This window comes from Pseudomonas sp. SJZ077 (assembly GCF_007993905.1).
Lineage (GTDB): Bacteria > Pseudomonadota > Gammaproteobacteria > Pseudomonadales > Pseudomonadaceae > Aquipseudomonas > Aquipseudomonas mandelii.
In genome coordinates, this window is sequence record NZ_VIUJ01000014.1 from 128,799 (window position 1) to 149,345 (window position 20,547).

Here is a 20,547-nt window from a genome sequence, read left to right on the forward strand (position 1 = left end):
TCAGCGCAACTCGCTCAGCGCCCTGGCCAGCAGATCCATGTCGGCAGCGGTTGTGGTGAGCCCTGGTGTAATGCGAATGCAGGGCCCGCTCGCCGCGCCACTGCGGACCACGGTGAACAGGTTGTAGTCGCTGAGCAGCCGCTCGACCATCGCCTGTTGATCGGTATGCCGGGTAAAGCGCATCGAGGTAATGCCGCAGTACAGTCGCGGGTCATCGGGTGTCATGATCTCGATCCCCGGTAACTCGCGAACTGCATTGACCCACCGGTTGCGCAGGTAATTGAGCCGTGTGCTCTTGGCAGCGGCCCCGCCCATGGCTAGATGCTCCTCGAACACCAGCGGCAGCGTCAGCAGGGCCGGGATGTTCGGTGTGCTGTAGGGCGTGCGGGCGCGAATATCGGTGACCGGGAAGTGCATCTCGCCCATGTCCGGGTCGATGTCGGCCAAACGCTCGGGGTCTATATAGATAAAGCCCAGCGTCAGGGGCGCGCCAATCCACTTGTGCAGGTTGAAGCCGGCGAAAGAAACGCCCAGCTCATCCAGATTGAACTCGATCTGGCCGAGGGCGTGCGCGCCGTCAAGGATCACGTCGATGCCGTATTCTTTGGCGGCAGCAGCAATGGCCTGCACGGGCATGACCAATCCGGTGCGATGGGTGACATGGGTCAGGGCCATCAATTTGAGCTTTGGATAACTCGCGAAAGCGTCGCGATAAGTCGCCAGCAAGCTGTCAAACGTTGCGGGGTGCGCGTGGTCGATTTCGATCACTTCCACGCCGCGATGCCGCGCCAGCCAACGCATCGCGCCTTTGACCGTGTCGTACTCCAGATCGCAAATCAGCACCTGATCGCCCGGCTGAAGGCGATTGTAATTGCGGATCAACGATTGCAGGCCGTCCGACGCGCTACGGGTGAGGGCCACGGTGTCGACTGGAACGTCGATCAGGCGGGCGAGCTGCGCCCGGATCTCGAGACTTTCGATCTGTTCGAAACGCTGGCGTACATGCACCGAGTTGCTGCGGTTGATCAGCTCGATATTGCGCTCGTACTCCTCGACCACGGTGCGCGACATCCGTCCGAAGTAACCGTTTTCAAGGTTGATGGGCCCGGGTTCGACCGCGTAGCGGTCGGCAAAGGTTTTCCAGAAATGTTCATCACGGGCGCGACGGGTGTTATCGGGCATGAGCTACTCGGCTTTTTTGATGACGATGTCAGTGGCGCGGGGCAGGTTTGCCGTATTTGGCGCGCAGCGGTTCGAGCAGGTCCGACAGACCGTTGTGGTCGATCTCCTGCATCAGGGCCAGCAATCCGCCCAGCTCACCGTGCGGGAATCCTTCACGGGCGAACCAGTTCAGGTATTGGCCGGGCAGGTCGGCAATGATGCGACCCTTGTATTTGCCGAAGGGCATTTCACGGGTGATCAACAGTTCGAGCTTTTCAGGGTTCATCTATCGGTCGTCTTGATTCATCAGGCTGGAAAATACAGGCATTCTGCATGCAGGCCAATTGACAGTTCATGCAAAAAAAGCGGATACAGATTTGGTCGCTATAACTAACTTGTTGAAATATAACGCATAAATTCTCGGTTCGAAGCTGGCATGCAGGGTGCAATAGCTATTGCATCTTTCATCAACCCGCAAGGAATTGAAAAATGACCGACATGAATAAAGAAGCGATCTCTGTACTCAACGACCTGATTGAAACCAGCAAAGACGGTCAGGAAGGGTTCAAGACTTGCGCTGAAGACATCAAACACCCTGAACTCAAAACCCTGTTCGTGCAACGCTCCGCCGACTGCGCCACCGCCGCTGCCGAACTTCAGAGTGCCGTGCGTTCGATGGGCGGCGATCCGGAAACGTCCACCAGCGTCAGCGGTGATCTGCACCGTCGTTGGGTCGACGTCAAAGCGATGTTCACCGGCAAGGATGAAGAAGCCGTGCTGAACGAAGCCGAACGCGGTGAAGACCATGCACTGAAGGCTTACAAAGAAGCCCTCGAAAAAATCAACAAGCACAATCTGGTGGGCATTCGTGACCTGGTTGAACGTCAGTACCACGGGGTGCAACGCAATCACGATCAGGTAAAAGCCCTGCGCAACCAGGCTCGCGCACGCTCTTAAGCGTTCGTAGCCTGTCAAAAACGCCAGCCAGCCTGGCGTTTTTTTGTGTCTGGGATTTAACGCTGGACGGAATATAGATAGCTCGCTAATAATTTGTTTTTCAAGTGACTTCAGTGAACCCGACTATCGTTAAAAACGTCCTTTCAAGAGACTTTTACGTGCCTATCACTTTGCAGGCTTTGTTTGCGCCTGACCGCCGCGCCCTACAGTTCGCAATCAAAACCTTGATCGGTGGTGGTCTGGCCCTGTGGCTGGCATTGCGCTGGGGGCTTGAGCAACCCGCCTGGGCATTGATGACGGCGTTCATCGTCGCTCAGCCATTGTCTGGAATGGTGGTGCAGAAGGGGCTGGCACGGCTGCTGGGCACGCTGGTCGGCACGATTATGTCGGTGGTATTCATGGGCTTGTTCGCCCAGACGCCTTGGCTGTTTTTGCTGGCCTTGGCGTTGTGGCTCGGGTTGTGTACGGCGAGTTCAACGTTGCTGCGCAGTGCCTGGTCCTATTCATTTGTGCTGGCCGGTTACACGGTAGCGATCATCGCGTTGCCGGCCATTACCCATCCGCTGACGGTGTTCGACCAGGCCGTGGCGCGCTGCACGGAAATCTGTCTGGGCATCCTGTGCGCCACGGCGGCCAGCGCGTTGCTGTGGCCGATGCGCGTCGAGCGACAACTGGCGGATCAGGCGCGAGCCGCCTGGAACAGCGGGATGAATGCTGCGCGTGCAACGCTGGCCGGCGATGCTCAGGCCCGTAAGGGGTTGCTGGAAATCCTCGGGCGAATCGTCGCGGTCGATGCCCAGCGCGAACATGCCTGGTTTGAAGGTGGCCTGGGTCGGCAGCGGGCACGAGCCATCAGCGGCTTGAGCCAGAAGCTCTTGATGCTGCTGCGCATTGCCCGTTCGGTGCGCCGTCAGTGGAAACAACTGGAACCACAGGAAGCCGAGCAACTGTTGCCGTGGATGACCGAGGTTCAGGTTGCGCTCAGCGGCGACGATACGGCGACCCTGCAAGCGTTGCGGCCGAGGTTGCTCGATGCGTCCCATGATCCGCACATCAGCTCGGCGCAAAGTTACTGCCTGGCCCGTTTCACCTTGTTGCTCGATACCGCGATGGCGGCCACTGCGGCGATGAAAGCGGTGGAGGAGGGGCGCGAAACGGTCGATCCGCCACGCACCCTGGCGCCGCACCGCGACCTGTCATTGGCACTTGTGTTTGGCGCGCGTAGTGCCCTGGCGTTTCTGGTGGTGTCGTGCTTCTGGCTGGCGACGGCCTGGCCCGCCGCGTCGGGCGCCCTGGTGCTGACGTGCGTGGTGTGCAGCCTGTTCGCCAGTCGCGAGAACGGTGCGCAGATCGGCATGAGTTTTATGCGGGGCATTTTCCTGGCGATTCCCGCGGCGTTTTTCGTCGGGCAGATTCTGCTGCCGCAATGGAGCGGATTTGCCTTGCTTTGCATGGGCATGGGCGTGCCGTTGTTTTTCGGTGCGCTGGGCATGGCCAAGCCGCAGATTGGGGCCACGGCGACTTCGTTCTGTCTGCATTTCATCGTGCTGGTGTCGCCGCTGAACGCGATGAAATTCGACGTCGCCACGTTCTTCAACAGCGCCCAGGCGATGGTGGTCGGTGTCGGCGCGGCGGTGCTGGCGTTTCATTTGCTGATCCTGCGTAACCCGGCGTGGCATGGCCGCCGCTTGCTGGCAGCGACGCTCGACGATCTGGTGCGGCTGACCCGACGTAACCTGCGGGGTGCCGAAAGCTGGTTTGGCGGACGCATGGCCGACCGCTTGCTGCAACTGGCGCGGCACTATCCCGAGTTGCCGGAACCGGCGCGCAGTCGCTGGGATGACGGCTTGCTCGGCCTCGATATCGGCGATGAATTGTTGCATCTGCGGTTGAGCCTGGCGGTAGCGCAAGTGCCGGTCAGCGCACCGCAGCGGCGTTATCTCGAGCAGTTGGAAAAAGTCCTTGAGCAGGGCCCTGCGGGCAACTGCGCCGATGCGCTCGAACGACCCAGCGCAGATTTCTTGAAGACCTTGTACGCGTTGCCACCCAGCGACGCGGTGAAACTGGCTCAGGGCGCGGTGCTGCAACTGCAGAGCAGTTGGCGCGCCTGGTGCCGTCAGCAGGAGCAAAGCCATGGGCTTGCGTGAGTGGTCGGTGGGCGGCGTGCTGCTCAGTCCGTTTTTGATTTACGTGCTGCTGGCACTGCTGGTCACCGGAGCCTTGCGCATGCTGTTGCGCCTGACACCGGTCGGCCGCTGGATCTGGCATGAAGCACTGTTTGATTGCGCCTTGTACGTCTGTGTATTGACCTTGATCACCGTCGTCCTCGGACCTTTATTAAGGAGTTGAACATGCGTACCCCCGTACGTGTCGCGGTAACCCTGTGCCTGGTGGCGGTGGCGATCTTTGCCGGCTTCCATTTGTGGCAGTACTACATGCTTACGCCCTGGACCCGGGATGCGCGGATCCGCGCCGACGTGGTGGTCATCGCCCCGGACGTCTCGGGGTGGGTGAGTGAGCTCAAGGCGTTCGATAACCAACCGGTCAAGGCGGGCGACCTGTTGCTGAGCATCGATCGTGACCGGTTCGATGCGGCGCTGGAGAAAGCCCAGGCGGTGGTGCAGACCCGCCAGCAACAACTCAATCTGCGCGAACGCGAAGCCAGTCGCCGCGCCAGCCTCGGGCCGCAAGCCATCAGTGCCGAACTGCGCGAGAACGCACAAATCAACGCGGGTATCGCCCGGGGTGAATTGCGTGAAGCTCAGGCGGAAGCCAAGGTTGCCGAACTCAATCTGGCGCGCAGTCAGGTCCATGCGCCTCGCAGCGGCCACATCACCAACCTGCGCCTGGCCCAAGGCAATTATGTGAACGCCGGGCAGCCGGTGATGGCATTGATCGATGATTCGACCTTCTATGTGCAGGCGTATTTCGAGGAAACCAAGTTGTCGCGGATTCGGGTGGGCGATCCGGTGAAGATCTGGTTGATGAGCGCGGGAGAAGCGCTGGACGGGCATGTGGAAAGCATCAGCCGCGGGATTACCGATCGCAACACCACGCCAGATGGGCAGTTGTTGGCGGAGGTAGAACCGACGTTTAACTGGGTGAGGCTGGCACAGCGGATTCCAGTGCGGATCAAGATTGATAAATTGCCGGAGGGCATGAATCTGAGTTCGGGGATGACGGCGAGTGTGCAGGTAAGCGAACGCTAAATACGCTGCGCCGCAATCATTGTGGCGAGGGAGCTTGTCGGAACGCCGCACCATCCCGCTCGGCTGCGAAGCAGTCGTAAAAACTAACGCCGCGGTTGATCAGATCAAACGCGGCGCCTGATTTGGGGGCGCTGCGCACCCCAACGGGACGGTGTGGCGTTCCGACAAGCTCCCTCGCCACAGGTGAGAGATGAATCAGCCGATGCTGATCGCCGGCAGGGTAGGCAGCGTCACCGTCTGCTGCTTGCGCGGCGCCAGAATCTCGGCCTCGCCATCGACTACCAATTCATCGCGCTGGTTAAACACCCGCGTGGCGATCCGCACACGAAACTTCGGCAGTTTCTCGAGGATTTCCAGGCGCACGGTCAGGGTGTCGCCAATCTTCACCGGCTTCTGAAAGCTCATCTGCTGACCGATATAAATAGTCCCCGGCCCAGGCAACTCGCAAGCCACGGCCGCGCTGATCAGCGCACCGCTGAACATGCCGTGAGCGATGCGCTCCTTGAACATGGTGCCGGCGGCGAATTCCGCGTCCAGGTGCACCGGGTTGTGATCACCCGACATCGCGGCGAACAACTGAATGTCGCGCTCTTCGACCGTCTTGCTGTAGCTGGCGGTCTGGCCGACTTCGAGGGCTTCGTATGGGGTGTTGGTAACCTGGGTCATCTGTTTCAATTCCTGTGACGAATAAAAAATCCACAAAAAAACTATTCCGATCTGGGTGGCCGGCGGTGGCTCAGCGCCTGGGCGATCCAGTTCAACACGTCATTGATCACTTCATCGCGGTTGCTCTCGTTGAACAGTTCATGCCGTGCCTGCGGGTAAATAGTCAGTTGCAGGTTCTGGCTGCCAGCCGCGCGTAGTGCATCGGCCAGATCTTTCAGACGTTTACCTTCGCTCACCGGATCACATTCACCGCCAATCACCAGCAACGGCAGGCCCGGATCAATCTGAGCGAGATTGGACGCTTTGCTGATTTGCTGCAACCCACCGAGCAAATCGATCCACAGCTGATTGGTGCAACGAAAGCCGCAGAGCGGGTCGTTGGCGTACCGATCGACTTCCGCCGGATCGCGGCTGAGCCAGTCGAAACGCGTGCGCACCGGTTTGAATTTTTTGTTGAACGAGCCAAACGACAGCCACTCGATCAGCGCACTGCGGCCCTTGGGCCCCTGACGCAGTTTTTCGACACGGGCAATCTGACGTGCCGCGCGATAGAGCGCGATGGGCTGGAAGTTCGAACCGCTGAGCACCGCACCGTGCAGGCTGGCGCTGTGATGCAGCAGGTAGGCCTGGGCGATGTAGCTGCCCATGCTGTGGCCGAGTAGCACGATCGGCACCCCAGGATGTTGCTGGCCGATGTGCTGGTTGAGGCTCGCCAGATCGCCAACCACTTTGCACCAGCCATCGTCATCGGCGAAATGGCCGAGTGTCCCGTTTTCGGCAGTTTTGCCATGTCCCCGCAGGTCCGGCGCGTAGACACCGTAACCCTGCGCGCAGAGTTTTTCCGCCAGGCGGGCGTAGCGACCGCTGTGTTCCGCCATGCCATGGGCCAGCAGAATCACGGCTTTCAAAGGCGGATCGGGCAGCCACTGGTTGACGAAGAGGCGGCTGCGGTCACTCGCGGTCAGCCAGAAAGTGTCGTGGATCATGGCGATTCCTTTGCATGGGGCTGCCGGGTATGAAAATAGCCTCGATGCATTGTATAGCGCATCCAGCGCTTGCCGTCTGATCAGGCCACGCCGCTGCAGCAAGATTCACGCGGTCAATGACGCCCATTGGCATATTTGCCTGATTCGCCATAGCTGCTAGTGTCCGTGAAGCCCCGCTTTTACAAAAGTGACAGAAAAGCGGCCCGGATAGGCTCAGGTAAAGAGGACAAGAACAATGCAACCTGATTTCTGGAATGACAAACGCCCGGCCGGCGTGCCCCTGGATATTGACCTTGGGGCCTATAAGTCGGTGCTTGAGGTGTTCGAGCGTTCCTGCAAGAAATTCGCTGATCGCCCCGCCTTCAGCAACATGGGCGTGACCCTGACCTACGCCGAACTGGAACGCTACAGCCTGGCGTTCGCCGGTTACCTGCAAGCCCACACCGACTTGGTGCCGGGGGATCGCATCGCGGTGCAGATGCCCAACGTTTTGCATTACCCGATTGCCGTGTTCGGTGCCTTGCGCGCCGGGCTGATCGTGGTCAACACCAACCCGCTGTACACCGCGCGGGAGATGCGTCATCAGTTCAAGGACTCCGGTGCCCGGGCGTTGGTGTACCTGAACATGTTCGGGGCCAAGGTCCAGGAAGTGCTGCCCGACACCGACATCCAGTACCTGATCGAAGCGAAGATGGGCGACCTGATGCCTGCCGCCAAGGGTTGGCTGGTCAACACGATGGTGAGCAAGGTCAAGAAAATGGTCCCGGACTATTCCTTGCCCCAGGCGATTTCCTTCAAGAGCGCGCTGCGTCTGGGCCGGGGCCTGGGCATCAAGCCGCTGAACGTCAGCCTCGACGACATCGCGGTGTTGCAATACACCGGCGGCACCACCGGCCTGGCCAAGGGCGCGATGCTGACCCACGGCAACCTGGTGGCGAACATGCAACAGGCGCGGGCATGCCTCGGACAGTTCGGCAGCGACGGTCAGCCATTGCTGCGCGAAGGTCAGGAAGTGATGATCGCGCCGCTGCCGCTGTACCACATCTATGCCTTCACGGCGAACTGCATGTGCATGATGGTGACCGGCAACCACAACGTGCTGATCACCAATCCACGCGACATTGGCGCCTTCATCAAGGAGCTGAAGAACTGGCGGTTCTCGGCACTGCTGGGGCTTAACACGCTGTTCGTTGCATTGATGGATCACCCAGACTTCAAGACCCTGGATTTCTCCAGCCTCAAACTCACCAACTCCGGCGGCACCGCGCTGGTCAAGGCCACCGCCGAGCGCTGGGAACAGCTCACCGGCTGCCGCATCACCGAGGGTTATGGCCTGACCGAAACCTCACCGGTGGCCTGCACCAACCCCTACGGCGACAAATCGCGGATCGGCACGGTCGGCCTGCCGGTGCCGGGCACCACCCTGAAAGTGATCAACGATGAAGGCGTCGAGCAGCCGCTGGGCGAGCGAGGCGAACTGTGCATCAAGGGCCCGCAGATCATGAAGGGCTACTGGCAGAAACCGGAAGCCACCGCCGAGGTGCTGGATGCCGAAGGCTGGTTCAAGTCCGGCGATATCGCGGTGATCGATCCGGACGGTTTTGTGCGCATCGTCGATCGCAAGAAAGACATGATCATCGTCTCGGGCTTCAACGTGTACCCGAACGAGATCGAAGACATCGTGATGGCTCACCCGAAAGTCGCCAACTGCGCGGTGATCGGCGTGCCGGACGAGCGTTCGGGGGAGGCGGTGAAGCTGTTTGTGGTGGCCCGCGAATCAGGGGTCAGCCTTGAAGAGCTGAAGGCGTACTGCAAGGAAAATTTCACGGCGTACAAAGTGCCCAAGCACATTGTGTTGCGGGAGTCGTTGCCGATGACGCCGGTGGGCAAGATCCTGCGGCGGGAGTTGCGGGATATCGCGTAGTCGGTGAATGGCCGCGCTTCGCGCGTTCGCGGGCAAGCCTCGTTCCTGCAGGTTCGTGTCGTTCATTACGTCAGCGAACGATGCGAGCCTGCAGGAACGAGGCTTGCCCGCGAAGCTTTTAAACATCTGAAGCCCCCGGTTTCACAGGCTTTTCAGGGGTGTATAGAATTTTTGCTCTAAAATGACCGCTAGCAATTCTTGAGTCATAATTGTGACCGTAGAGGCCGCTTTTGGCTCTAGTCGACCCTTGGCAAAGCTGCTACTCTCGGCGCGCTTTGTGACGTCTCGGGCTTATGAAAGCGCTAGATTCACCGACAAACACACACCAATAATAATCGCATCAAATGCGGTGCTGAATTCGCGTTGCTGAGGAGTGGGCTTCCATGAACGAAGACTTTTGGAAGGATAAGTACCCTGCCGGGATTGCTGCCGAGATCAATCCAGACGAGTATCCGAATATTCAGGCAGTGTTGAAACGTTCCTGCCAGCGCTTCGCCGACAAACCGGCATTCAGCAACCTGGGCAAGACAATCACCTACGGTGAACTGTACGAATTGTCCGGTGCCTTTGCCGCTTACCTGCAACAGCATACCGACTTGCAGCCGGGCGATCGAATCGCCGTGCAACTGCCCAACGTGTTGCAGTACCCGGTCGCCGTGTTCGGTGCCATTCGCGCCGGGCTGATCGTGGTCAACACCAACCCGCTGTACACCGCGCGGGAAATGGAACACCAATTCAACGATTCCGGTGCCAAAGCCCTGGTCTGCCTGGCCAACATGGCGCATCTGGCCGAAATCGTCGTGCCGAAAACCGGCGTCAAGCACGTGATCGTCACCGAAGTGGCCGACCTGCTGCCACCGCTCAAGCGCCTGCTGGTCAATAGCGTCATCAAGTACGTGAAGAAGATGGTCCCGGCGTATCACTTGCCCAAGGCGATCAAGTTCAACGACGTGCTGAGCAAGGGCCACGGCCAGCCAGTGGCTGAAGCCAACCCGGCCAGCAGCGACGTTGCCGTCCTGCAATACACTGGCGGCACCACCGGCGTAGCCAAGGGCGCGATGCTGACCCATCGCAACCTCGTGGCGAACATGTTGCAGTGCAAGGCGCTGATGGGTTCCAACCTCAACGAAGGCTGCGAGATCCTGATCACGCCGCTGCCGCTGTACCACATCTATGCCTTCACCTTTCATTGCATGGCGATGATGCTGATCGGCAACCACAACATCCTGATCAGCAACCCGCGCGATTTGACGGCGATGGTCAAAGAACTGTCGAAGTGGAAGTTCAGCGGCTTCGTCGGCCTCAATACCCTGTTCGTGGCGCTGTGCAACAACGAAGCGTTCCGCAAGCTGGACTTCTCGGCGCTGAAAGTCACCCTGTCCGGCGGCATGGCCCTGCAACTGGCGGCAGCCGAGCGCTGGAAAGCGGTCACCGGTTGCGCCATCTGCGAAGGTTACGGGATGACCGAAACCAGCCCGGTCGCCACGGTGAACCCGATCCAGCACATCCAGATCGGCACCATCGGTATTCCGGTTCCATCGACCGTGTGCAAGGTCATCGACGATGCCGGCGTTGAACAGCCGTTGGGCGAAATCGGCGAACTGTGTGTGAAAGGTCCGCAAGTGATGAAGGGCTACTGGCAGCGTCAGGACGCCACCGATGAAATGCTCGACAGCGAAGGCTGGTTGAAGACCGGTGACATCGCGCTGATCCAGCCGGACGGCTACATGCGAATTGTCGATCGCAAGAAAGACATGATTCTGGTCTCCGGTTTCAACGTTTACCCGAACGAGCTGGAAGATGTGCTGGCGACCCTGCCGGGCGTGCTGCAATGCGCGGCCATCGGCGTGCCGGACGAGAAGTCGGGCGAGGCGATCAAGATCTTCATCGTCGCCAAACCGGGCGTGACGTTGACCAAGGAGCAGGTGATGGAGCACATGCGTGCGAACGTCACCGGTTACAAGGTCCCACGCGCCGTGGAGTTCCGCGATGCGCTGCCGACCACCAACGTCGGCAAGATCCTGCGCCGCGAATTGCGCGACGAAGAGCTGAAGAAGCTCAACGCCAGGAAAGTCGGCGCGTAACAAACAAGAAGCCCCGCAGATGCGGGGCTTTTTTTTAACGCTATCAGGACCGCTTTTGTGGCGAGGGAGCTTGCTCCCGCTCGACTGCGCAGCAGTCGTCACCCAGTCGATGGAGATACACCAAAAATACCGCAGCGTCTGATTTGGGGTCGCTTCGCGGCCCAGCGGGAGCAAGCTCCCTCGCCACAGGGGATGTGTAAAGTTACAGGCGAAACGGCGCGAAATTGACGTTGGTGCCCGCCGGACGCATGTCCTGCAGGTACGAGTCCTTGTCGGCGCTCAGTTCCAGGCTCAAGGCGGCCTTGCGCTTGCCTTCGTTGCGCACCACCAGGCCTTCAAGCTTCTCGCGCAGGAATACCGTCGGCACTTTCAAGTGCAGCAGTTCGTCGGTTTCCGGCGTGTGCATCAGCAGGTGAACCCATTCGTACTGACCAATGGCCAGGCGCGCCACCGGGATATCGAACCACCAGATGTTGCGGTTGCGGTTCAGTTCGGTGAAATGGCAGTTGTTGACGCCAAGCACAGCACCGCCGAGTTCCTGGTTTCTGCGGGCAATGGCCTGCTTTTTATCGAGTTTCATAACATTCCTACGGGATTGGATCTTCAGCGCCATGGCCTGAATACGTTGCGCATTCTCGGGGGTTGGTCGGCAAACATAAAGCCCAACCTGCATTGAACGATGAAATGTCGCCGTGAAATAAATGAAACTCCACGCAAATGCCCCCGGTCAATCTTTGTGTAACGACTTTTTCCGTTGAATTGTTCACAGGAGAAACACCATGAGCAGCACTGGCGATAAAGTAAAAGGCATGGCCAACGAAGCCGCCGGCAACGTCAAGCAAGGCGTCGGCAAGGCCACCGGTAATGACAAAATGCGCGCCGAAGGCGTCGTGCAGGAAAGAAAAGGCGAGGCCCAGCAAGCGGTCGGCAAAGCCAAGGACGCGATCAAGAAAGGCGTCGACAAGGCTTGATTCGGCCTTTGATGAACAACATGAACGGCCATCCACGGATGGCCGTTTTTGTGTCAGCCTGAACTTGCGCACGGAAATTGTTTCAAAGTCGCCAAGTAGGCTACTTTGATGTAGAAAACGGCCCCTGAGTCGCCTCGACTTCAACCCAACCTGCGGCGAAAGGAGACGCTAATGTTTTTCCCCCACATGAAAGGCCTGCGCCTGCACCGTGTCATGATGCGCACGGTCACCGAGTTCGTCGACGATGAGATGTCGACCTATGCCTCGGCGCTGGCCTATCAAATGCTGTTTTCGCTATTTCCCTTCATCCTGTTCCTGATCGCTCTGATCGGTTTCCTGCACCTGCCGGACTTCTTCTCGTGGCTGCGTCTGCAATCGGAACTGGTCCTGCCGCCTCAGGCGCTGGAGCAGGTGAACCCGGTGATCGACCAACTCCAGCAGTCCAAGGGTGGCTTGCTGTCGATTGGTATCGTGATTGCCCTGTGGACCGCATCCGCCGGCGTGCGGCTGATGATGAGCGCGATGAACGCCGCCTACGACGTGGTCGAAGGCCGGCCCGCGTGGAAGCGTTTTCCGCTGTCGATCATCTACACCGTTGGCATCGCCGGCATGCTGTTGATCGCCGCCGCGTTGATGGTGCTCGGGCCGCAACTGATGGGCTGGATTGCCGCGCAAGTCGGCATGGAAGACTTCATCGTGACCCTGTGGACCATCGTGCGCTGGCCCGTGGTGGTGATTTTGCTGATGGTGGCCGTGGCGCTGATTTATTACGTCATGCCGGACGTTAAACAAGAGTTTCGTTTTATCACCCCAGGTTCGGTGCTGGCGGTGGTGGTGTGGATCCTTGCCTCCGTGGGCTTTGGCCTGTACGTCAAGGAGTTCGCCAACTACAACGCCATGTATGGCAGTATCGGCGCGATCATCGTGTTGCTGCTCTATTTTTATATTTCCGCCGCGGTGCTGTTGCTGGGCGCGGAGATGAATGCAGTGATCGAGCACATGTCGACCGAAGGCAAGAATGACGGTGAAAAAGTCCCCGGTGAGCTCGATCACGAACCCAAACACCACGTTTCCGGACTGGGTCGGGATCACTCGATCAAGCCGCACACTGACGAAACCATAAAATGATCCGTGAAATCCTGAAAATGGGCGATGAACGCCTGCTGCGCATTGCTCCGCCGGTGCCGGCCGAGATGTTCGACAGCCCTGAGTTGTGGCAACTGATCGACGACATGTTCCAGACCATGGAAAGCGTCGGTGGCGTCGGCCTGGCTGCGCCGCAGATCGGCGTCGATCTGCAACTGGTGATCTTTGGGTTCGAACACAGCGAACGCTACCCGGACGCTGAAGCGGTGCCGCAGACCATTCTGATCAACCCGCTGATCACACCTTTGAACTCGCTGATGGAAGAGGGCTTTGAAGGTTGCCTGTCAGTGCCCGGCCTGCGCGGCGCGGTAGACCGTTATCAGCAGATTCGCTACGAAGGCTTCGATCCCAAGGGCCAGCCTATCTTGCGGATCGCCGAGGGATTCCATGCGCGGGTGGTGCAGCATGAATGCGATCACCTGATCGGCCGGTTGTACCCGTCACGGATTACCGACTTCAGCCAATTCGGGTTCACCGAAGTGATGTTCCCGGACCTCGACCCTGACGCCGACGACTGAGGCGAAAACACCACAAACCACGGTGGGAGCGAGCCTGCGCGCGAAGGCGGCGGGTCATTCACCGATGATGTCGAATGACACGCCGCCTTCGCGAGCAGGCTCGCTCCTACATGTCGAATTCACAGACGGTTCCAGGCCCATGGCAATCATCGGTTTGCTGCGGGCATAACGGCTCAGGCGTTCGGTCATGGCGTAGGGCATTGGCGGATCGAAGGAAAACCCTCGGCGTTCATAAAAGCCCCGCAAGTCCGGGTGGCAGAACAGCCAGACCGGTTGGTCGAGACCGCGCACCGCTTCGGCGATCAACGCCGCCGCGATGCCCTGTTCGCGACAGGCCGGATCGACGAACAACCCCGTCAACCAATGCCCGCCCGAGACCGGCCGCAAACACAGCGCGCCAATGATCTCCTCGCTTCTGGCGACCCACAGCTGAGCGTCGCGAACCGCTTTCATCGGCGATTGGTGGGCGCGATAAAACTTGTTCATCAGCGGCCATAACGGCTCGGCGAGCAGGGTGTACTGGGTGTCGGGCATGGGTTCGATCTGTCGGTGCGCAAAGCGGGTGATTATAAAAGAACGCGCGGCCGGCGATAGGTGTATACCTGATCTCACATCCCGTATGAGTGGAGTACGTATCATGGCCAAAGGCATGGATTCAAAAAAAGCGGCAAAGAAGAAACCGGCGAAAACCGCCGATGAAAAGCGTGCAGACAAGAAGGCCAAGAAGGTGGATGTGTTCGGTCATTGATCTCGCCACAAGGGAGCCCGGTCTTCGGGCTCCTGCTGCATGCCTAAAGAAGTAACCCAATAATCCGCAAGATTTCCCTGCGCCATTGCACAGAGGGGGACCGGTCCCCGATCTGAGCAACGCCATGCCCCATTACTTCGATGCCGCCCACGGGCAGACATTGCGAGTTCGTTTGATGCGCTGCAGCGCTACAGGCATTCCTGATTTTCCTCGCTGAACCGATTTTGTCCTCAATACTGGCCGACTAGTGGCCTTGCGCCCCTCTATCGACTGTCTACGCTGACTTCTAACTACCCATGTCGCTCGCCATATGAAAGATGGCGCAGCAAGAGTGCCCAACCCAAGGCGCCGACAGGGAGTAACAAGGAGCTGGCCGGTAAAGGGAATTACTTATGAAACAGTTAGGGCTGGCCCGGTCCCGGGCTATCAAGAGAAGGATGTCTTGATGAGTGCGTTGCTGCATGGACACTCCGATTGAACATCATTGATCACCTGACACTTCCTCCCGTGGAGGAACGCGTGTGCCTGTTCCATAGAACGTTGTGGTGGATCCGTTGAAAGACCAAAGACCTTTCATCAATCAAAAGAACGCGCTGAAGGTGATACGACCATGTTTAACCTACATCACAAGGCTGACCTGCTGGAAATCGAGCGCTATAGCTGCGCGTTGAGCGAAGCCAACGCCAAGTTGGCGGCGGTCAGTCGATCAATGGCGATGATCGAGTTCACGCCGGACGGCATCGTGCTGGATGCCAACGACAACTTTTGCAGTGTCATGGGGTACAGCGCCGACGAAGTGCGCGGCAAACATCATCGGATCTTTTGCGAGGAAGCTTTTTATCGCAGCGAGGCTTACGCGAAGTTGTGGCGCGACCTGGCCCGTGGCGAACCGGTGGGCGGGAGCTTCTTGCGCTTGAACAAGCGCGGCAAGGAGGTCTGGCTCGAAGCCAGTTACATGCCGGTGCTCGGTCCCGACCGTCAGGTTAAAAGCGTGATTAAAGTTGCCACTGACATCTCCGCCAGGGTTTACAAGGAACACGAAGAAGAAAGCATGCTCGCCGCCATAGGTCGTTCCATGGCGGTGATCGAGTTCACCCCCGAGGGCAACGTCATCACGGCCAACGATAACTTTCTGAAGACGATGCATTACTCGCTCAACGAAGTGGTGGGGAAACACCACAGCCTGTTTTGCCACCGCGCCGAATCCGAGTCGTCGGCTTACAAAGCGTTCTGGGCATCACTCAATCGCGGCGAGTATCACTCTCATCGTTTTGAACGCAAAGATAAACACGGCCATACCGTGTTTCTCGAAGCGTCCTACAACCCTTTGTTCGACGCCAAGGGCCGGCTCTACAAAGTGGTGAAGTTTGCCAGCGACATCACCCGGCAAATCGCCACGTTGCAAACCGCTGCGGAGTCGGCGCACAGCACGTCGGTGCAAAACGACGCTTGTGCACAGAAAGGTTCTCAGGTGGTGCAGCAAACGGTGCAGATCATCCAGGACATTTCCCGGGATTTGAACGAAGCCGCGCTCAGTATTGATGCCGTCAGCAAACAGTCCGACATCATCGGCACCATCGTGCAGACGATTCGCGGCATTGCCGACCAGACCAACTTGCTGGCGCTCAATGCAGCCATCGAAGCAGCCCGGGCCGGCGAGCATGGGCGGGGTTTTGCGGTGGTCGCCGATGAAGTACGCAGCCTCGCGGCACGCACGAGTCAGGCGACGCTGGAGATCGTCGATGTGGTGCGCAAGAACCATGACCTGTCGTTGAGCGCGGTGACCAGCATGCAGTCGAGCTTGAGCAGAACCGGACTTGGGGTGGAACTGGCGAACGAGGCGGGGGAGGTGATCCTGGAGATTCAGCAGGGATCGCGGCATGTGGTGGATGCGATCAGTCAGTTCAACGAAACGTTGCAGTTGAACTGACTGATCGCGTCGCGTCTCTTGTAGCAGCCGGCTGTGCCGGTTGCTGCATGAAGTGCAGGGCTCCCTGCCGTTAAAGCGAAGCGAGGAACTTGTCGACCACTTGGCTACTGCCTTTCTCACTGTTGGCGTTTTCTTTCTCGACCTGCGCCAGTTTGACCTTGTCCTCCGTGCGCTCGGCGATCTCTTTGGCGATCGCCTGTTGTTTCTCCGGTGGCATGGCTTGTACTTCTTCTTCAGTCAGCCCCATCTCTTGCAGAATGCTGTCGCGCAGGCGCTGCTCCGGCGTTTTGCTCATGTAGTCCTTGAAGTCGCTCATGGCGGCGCTGTCCGTGACCCTGGCTTTAACATCGGCCGGCAGTTGGAAAGACTCGAGCGCTTGCAATTGCACGCGGGTTTTGGCGAACGCTTCATCCACGTTGTCGCTGATTTTGCTCGCCTCGCTGACTTGCCGGGTGGCGTCCCGGGTGGCGGAAGTCTGCACCTGCGCGGTTTGCGCCTGAACGTTGCTTTGCAACGTTTGCAGCATCGCCCCCTGAAGGCCGGCAGCGGCTTCAGCCGCAGGATCATCGCCGGGCTTCTTGGAGAGCGGGATCATTAACGTTTGTTGTTTGGCACTGACCAACATGATGAATAGACCTTGCAGGTAGTTGTGGTGCGGTGCTTTGAGCAAATAGTATGCCTATAAGCAAAAACCACTATAAATCAACCAGTTAGTGAGTGCTGGTCGAGGGGGTGACGTGGGTTCTGCGGTTAGTCTTTGCCGCTTGGCGGCAAACAAGGCAGGGCATCAAGGCAGGCCATTGCAGCCGAACTTGAGGAACCCCGGACGTTGTGCCAGTCGCTGAAAATACTCGTCGATGGCCGGGTAATCGGGCCGCTCCATCGGGGTCATCAGCCAGCGGTTGACGGACAGCCCGATGACAATGTCGGCGAGGGTGAAGCGTGGCCCGGCGACGTAAGCTTTGGTCGCCGCGAGCTGGTGTTCGAGGATGCCCATCTTCTGGTTCCAGCCACGTACACCGGCAGCAATGTGATGCGGGTCCTGGAACTCCGGATCTTTGCGCACCAATGCCGTGAACGCATAGCTCCATGAGGCATTGAGTTCAGTGGCTTGCCAATCCATCCATTGCTCGACCCGAGCGCGCGCGGCCGGTTCGTGGGGGAGCAGATCGGTGTTCTGGTGTTTGCCGGCCAGATAACGGCAGATGGTGTTGGACTCCCACAGCACTCCAGCGTCGTCGATGATCACCGGCACCAGCGCGTTGGGATTGAGCCGCAGAAACTCCGGTGTGTGGGTTGAGGCATAACCGCTACCCCAATCCTCGCGTTCGTAGGCAACGCCCAGTTCTTCACAGGTCCACAGGACCTTTCTGACATTGATGGACGACGCCTTACCCAAAATCTTCAGTGCATGTTCCATTGAGCTACTCCGTTAGCGATTCGACGCTTCAGGAATCTGACAGACATTGCGCGGTTTTCAAACCGGATCCGGCAACGCCGAGGCGGGCAAACCAAATGTGCGATCAAACAGCCAGTTGAACGCGAAGGTGTAGCACGGGATGAAAATGATCAGCGCCAAGTCCAGCAGGAAAGCCTGCACCAGGCTGATGTTCATCCACCAGGCGATCAGCGGGATGAGAAACACTATCAAGGTTAGTTGAAATCCTACGGCATGGGCGATGCGCCGTTTAACGGTGCGGGTGCGCGATGGCTGACGACGTTCCCAGCGCTCGAACACTGTGGTGTAGATGAAATTCCAGGTCACTGCGATGGTGGTGATGATGACGGCCAACGGCCCGGTGCTGCCGGGTGAGGTGCCGGACAGCAATGCCAGGCCCAGCGTCGAGAAGGTCATGCCAAAGACTTCGAACAGCGACACGTAGACCAGTTTTCGTTTAACGCCTTGCATGGAGTTTTGCCTCTTTCTCGCGAACTTGAAGCCAGCAGCACTGGCGAAGGCGACGAAAGATAGCTTCAATAGTGCTGACAGAAAAAGTCAGAAGCTTTCAATTTTATTGATAGGACGAGGAATGAATTTCAACAGCGACAGCATCGAGTTGTTCCTGGCCGTGATCGAGCGCGGTTCGTTTTCGGCGGCGGCGCGTGCGCTGGGCAAAGTGCCGTCGGCGGTGAGCATGGGCATTGCCAACCTGGAAGCCGAGCTCGGATATCCGCTGTTCGATCGCAGCCATCGCGAACCGGTGCCGACGGCGATGGCCAGTGCGTTGGTGCCGCACGCGCGGTTGATCGCCGAACAGCTCAAGCAGCTGCAGGTGCATGCGATCGAGCTGTCGCTGGGGCTGGAAAGCAAGTTGTCCATTGGCGTCGTGGCAGACCTCGACAAGCGCCATTTGCTGGCCGCGATCAAGGTCATCGCCCAGCGTCATCCGCTCCTGGAAATAGAACTGCTCAGCGCGCCCCAGGACGATGTGCTGGCGATGCTCCACAGCGGTCGCGTCAGCGTTTGCCTGGCCTTCGCGGGGTTGAGCATGAACGTACTGGAGCGATTCCAGTTCGTCGGCACCGAGCGCGTGATCGCCACGCTGGCAGCGGACAATCCGCTGTTTCAGGGCGAGGATTTGTTTCTGGAGGATCTGGTTCACGTGCGGCAAATCATCGTTGCCAGTCGCGACCTGCCGATCAGCGAAACCCGGCCTTTGGTGGGCGAATCCTATTGGCGCACCGACACCCTCGCCATGGCGCTGGAAATGGTCGAAGCCGGGTTGGGCTGGGGCAATTTTCCGTTGTCGGTGGTCCAACCGTTGCTCGATGCCGGAAGACTCAAGCGCCTGAGTTTCCGCAACATCGAGAACGGTCTGGTGCTGCCGGTGCACGCGGTATGGCTCAAGAGCCAGCCGTTGCAGAAAGGCGCAATGGCGTTCGTCGAACTGATGGGTCGCTGAGGCAATCCCTTGTGGGAGTGAGCCTGCTCGCGATGAGGACCTGACGGTCAACATTGATGGTGACTGACCCACCGCCATCGCGAGCAGGCTCGTGCCAACCTGGGTCAGGTACTTTCGCGCACCTTCAACTCAAACCCCATGTCCTGCACCGGTTTCGCCACGGTGTTGCCCGCCAGCAAGGTCAACATCAACTCCGCCGAACGTCGGCCAATCGCCTCGCGCGGGGTACTGATGCTGCTCAGGCGCGGGACCATGTGCGCCGAGGCGGGCAGGTCGTTGAAACCGAGGATCGCCACTTGTTCGGGGATTTTGATCCCGCAACGCATCGCTTCAAGCAGGGCGCCCTGGGCCAGGTCGTCGTTGCCGAAGAAAATGGCATCGACATCAGGATGATTGGCGAGCAGTTGCAGGAACAGTTCGCCCCCCAGACCGACGGAGGAGGCGCGCGGCGTCAGCACTTCCAGGTCCGGGTCATACAAACCGGCCTTTTGCAGGGCTTTGCGGAAACCTTCGCCGCGCAGCAAGGTGCGTTGATCCAGCTGCGCGCCGATGTAGGCCAGGCGCTTGCGCCCACGTGACAGCAAATGGTGCGCCGCCGTTTCACCCGCCGCGAGTTGCGAGAAACCCACGCAATTGAGCCCGGCGGCGCTGTCCAGTTCCATCATGTACACGCACGGAATGTTGCTCGCCTCGATCATCCGTCGCGAACTTTCGGTGCGGTCGAAACCGGTCAGCAGCAAACCGCGAGGCTGATACGCCATGTAATTGCGCAGCAGGTTTTCTTCTTCATCGCGCGAATAATGGAAGTTGCCGATGAGCACTTCGAAGCCCTTGGGGCGCAAAACCTGATGAATGGCTTCCAGCGTATCGATGAACAGCAGGTTGGACAGCGAAGGCACCAAAACCACCACCGAATGGCTCTGGGCCGAGGCTAAGGCGCGGGCGGCAGGGTTGACCACGTAGTTGAGTTCAAGGGCCGCTTTCTGCACTTTTTCCACCAGTTCGGTGGCCACCGTGCTGACGCCGCGCAAGGCGCGGGAGGCGGTGATCGGGCTGACACCGGCCAGGCGTGCCACTTCGTTCAGGGTAGGGCGGCCAGTGGTGCGCGTATTCTTATCGTTTTTAGTGGAGATCATCGGACGGCTTGCCAAACAAAATTCGAGGCACTAAGGTAGCGCTGTCTCGATGCAGCTGCAAATGCGTGAGCGGGGTTTGCCTGATCCCCGCTTTTTGGCATTGGGAACGAACATGCTGCAACCCACAAAAATGACAAGAAGGCGTCGGCAACTTCTGCTTTTGCTCAAGCGTCATAACTGGCAAAGGTAGCGCTGTCTGCGCGCTGAG

General features: G+C 58.9%; 20 protein-coding genes and 2 pseudogenes. 12 read left to right on the forward strand and 10 right to left on the reverse strand.

Going from position 1 to position 20,547, the window contains the following annotated elements:
* On the reverse strand, positions 1 to 1,182 hold the full coding sequence (locus FBY01_RS20690) for an aminotransferase class V-fold PLP-dependent enzyme (RefSeq protein ID WP_145309261.1): 1,182 nt from the start codon (positions 1,180 to 1,182) through the stop codon (positions 1 to 3).
* A 28-nt stretch (positions 1,183 to 1,210) separates the two neighbouring features.
* On the reverse strand, positions 1,211 to 1,447 hold the full coding sequence (locus FBY01_RS20695; RefSeq protein ID WP_145309263.1) for a DUF3820 family protein: 237 nt from the start codon (positions 1,445 to 1,447) through the stop codon (positions 1,211 to 1,213).
* Positions 1,448 to 1,650: 203 nt separating this feature from the next.
* Here FBY01_RS20695 and FBY01_RS20700 point away from each other — a divergent pair, with 203 nt between their 5' ends.
* The 4 genes from FBY01_RS20700 (at position 1,651) to FBY01_RS20715 (ending at position 5,327) form a co-directional block, all read left to right on the forward strand.
* On the forward strand, positions 1,651 to 2,118 hold the full coding sequence (locus FBY01_RS20700) for a PA2169 family four-helix-bundle protein (RefSeq protein ID WP_010457366.1): 468 nt from the start codon (positions 1,651 to 1,653) through the stop codon (positions 2,116 to 2,118).
* A gap of 158 nt (positions 2,119 to 2,276) precedes the next feature.
* Positions 2,277 to 4,265, forward strand: a complete 1,989-nt coding sequence (locus FBY01_RS20705) for an FUSC family protein (RefSeq protein ID WP_145309265.1) — start codon at positions 2,277 to 2,279, stop codon at positions 4,263 to 4,265.
* Complete coding sequence (locus tag FBY01_RS20710) at positions 4,252 to 4,467, forward strand: DUF1656 domain-containing protein (protein ID WP_145309267.1); 216 nt, start codon at positions 4,252 to 4,254, stop codon at positions 4,465 to 4,467. Before FBY01_RS20705 ends, FBY01_RS20710 begins: the two co-directional genes overlap by 14 nt.
* Before the next feature lie 2 nt (positions 4,468 to 4,469).
* On the forward strand, positions 4,470 to 5,327 hold the full coding sequence (locus FBY01_RS20715) for an HlyD family secretion protein (RefSeq protein WP_145309269.1): 858 nt from the start codon (positions 4,470 to 4,472) through the stop codon (positions 5,325 to 5,327).
* Positions 5,328 to 5,522: 195 nt separating this feature from the next.
* Here the strand turns inward: FBY01_RS20715 and FBY01_RS20720 are convergent, their stop codons facing one another.
* Positions 5,523 to 5,993 (reverse strand): MaoC family dehydratase, encoded by a 471-nt coding sequence (locus FBY01_RS20720; protein WP_008151121.1) that lies wholly within the window; start codon positions 5,991 to 5,993, stop codon positions 5,523 to 5,525.
* Between the two features lie 41 nt (positions 5,994 to 6,034).
* Positions 6,035 to 6,979, reverse strand: coding sequence for an alpha/beta hydrolase (locus tag FBY01_RS20725; RefSeq protein ID WP_010457358.1), 945 nt, complete (start codon positions 6,977 to 6,979; stop codon positions 6,035 to 6,037).
* A gap of 235 nt (positions 6,980 to 7,214) precedes the next feature.
* On the opposite strand from FBY01_RS20725, the gene fadD2 reads away from it, so the two are divergent.
* Together fadD2 and fadD1 are read left to right on the forward strand one after the other, a co-directional pair.
* Positions 7,215 to 8,903 (forward strand): long-chain-fatty-acid--CoA ligase FadD2, encoded by a 1,689-nt coding sequence (fadD2, locus tag FBY01_RS20730; RefSeq protein WP_010457356.1) that lies wholly within the window; start codon positions 7,215 to 7,217, stop codon positions 8,901 to 8,903.
* A gap of 383 nt (positions 8,904 to 9,286) precedes the next feature.
* Complete coding sequence (gene fadD1 / locus FBY01_RS20735; protein WP_010457354.1) at positions 9,287 to 10,987, forward strand: long-chain-fatty-acid--CoA ligase FadD1; 1,701 nt, start codon at positions 9,287 to 9,289, stop codon at positions 10,985 to 10,987.
* Between the two features lie 202 nt (positions 10,988 to 11,189).
* Here the strand turns inward: fadD1 and FBY01_RS20740 are convergent, their stop codons facing one another.
* Positions 11,190 to 11,567, reverse strand: coding sequence for a hypothetical protein (locus tag FBY01_RS20740; RefSeq protein WP_010457352.1), 378 nt, complete (start codon positions 11,565 to 11,567; stop codon positions 11,190 to 11,192).
* A 199-nt stretch (positions 11,568 to 11,766) separates the two neighbouring features.
* Between FBY01_RS20740 and FBY01_RS20745 the strand changes: the two genes are divergently transcribed.
* The 3 genes from FBY01_RS20745 to def all read left to right on the forward strand — a co-directional run bounded on the left by FBY01_RS20745 (position 11,767) and on the right by def (position 13,622).
* A complete protein-coding gene (locus FBY01_RS20745; protein ID WP_010457349.1) occupies positions 11,767 to 11,958 on the forward strand; it encodes a CsbD family protein in 192 nt (63 codons plus the stop codon).
* 171 nt (positions 11,959 to 12,129) lie between these two features.
* A complete protein-coding gene (locus FBY01_RS20750) occupies positions 12,130 to 13,086 on the forward strand; it encodes a YihY/virulence factor BrkB family protein (RefSeq protein ID WP_010457347.1) in 957 nt (318 codons plus the stop codon).
* Positions 13,083 to 13,622: a peptide deformylase gene (gene def, locus FBY01_RS20755; RefSeq protein WP_010457345.1), complete on the forward strand. Its 540-nt coding sequence runs from the start codon at positions 13,083 to 13,085 to the stop codon at positions 13,620 to 13,622. The genes FBY01_RS20750 and def overlap by 4 nt, the downstream gene beginning before the upstream one ends.
* 54 nt (positions 13,623 to 13,676) lie before the next feature.
* Here the strand turns inward: def and FBY01_RS20760 are convergent, their stop codons facing one another.
* Positions 13,677 to 14,156 carry a GNAT family N-acetyltransferase gene (locus tag FBY01_RS20760; protein ID WP_102594223.1) on the reverse strand — a complete coding sequence of 160 codons (480 nt, stop codon included), beginning with the start codon at positions 14,154 to 14,156 and terminating at the stop codon, positions 13,677 to 13,679.
* 929 nt (positions 14,157 to 15,085) lie between these two features.
* Between FBY01_RS20760 and FBY01_RS32275 the strand changes: the two are divergent.
* Both FBY01_RS32275 and FBY01_RS32280 read left to right on the forward strand, forming a co-directional pair.
* Positions 15,086 to 15,748, forward strand: a pseudogene (locus FBY01_RS32275) (PAS domain-containing protein); the annotation flags it as partial.
* A gap of 126 nt (positions 15,749 to 15,874) precedes the next feature.
* Positions 15,875 to 16,300 (forward strand): annotated as a pseudogene (locus tag FBY01_RS32280) (methyl-accepting chemotaxis protein); the annotation flags it as partial.
* 70 nt (positions 16,301 to 16,370) lie between these two features.
* Here the strand turns inward: FBY01_RS32280 and FBY01_RS20775 are convergent.
* The 3 genes from FBY01_RS20775 to FBY01_RS20785 form a co-directional block, all read right to left on the reverse strand.
* Entirely contained in the window at positions 16,371 to 16,925 is a 555-nt protein-coding gene (locus FBY01_RS20775) for a hypothetical protein (protein ID WP_083377273.1), read from the reverse strand.
* A gap of 162 nt (positions 16,926 to 17,087) precedes the next feature.
* Entirely contained in the window at positions 17,088 to 17,720 is a 633-nt protein-coding gene (locus FBY01_RS20780) for a glutathione S-transferase family protein (RefSeq protein ID WP_010457337.1), read from the reverse strand.
* 57 nt (positions 17,721 to 17,777) lie between these two features.
* Positions 17,778 to 18,209: a PACE efflux transporter gene (locus FBY01_RS20785; RefSeq protein WP_010457335.1), complete on the reverse strand. Its 432-nt coding sequence runs from the start codon at positions 18,207 to 18,209 to the stop codon at positions 17,778 to 17,780.
* 121 nt (positions 18,210 to 18,330) lie between these two features.
* Between FBY01_RS20785 and FBY01_RS20790 the strand changes: the two genes are divergently transcribed.
* A complete protein-coding gene (locus tag FBY01_RS20790) occupies positions 18,331 to 19,203 on the forward strand; it encodes a LysR family transcriptional regulator (RefSeq protein ID WP_077748683.1) in 873 nt (290 codons plus the stop codon).
* A 104-nt stretch (positions 19,204 to 19,307) separates the two neighbouring features.
* On the opposite strand, the gene FBY01_RS20795 is transcribed toward FBY01_RS20790, so the two are convergent.
* Positions 19,308 to 20,339, reverse strand: coding sequence for a LacI family DNA-binding transcriptional regulator (locus tag FBY01_RS20795; RefSeq protein ID WP_010457329.1), 1,032 nt, complete (start codon positions 20,337 to 20,339; stop codon positions 19,308 to 19,310).
* Between the last annotated feature and the right edge of the window lie 208 nt (positions 20,340 to 20,547).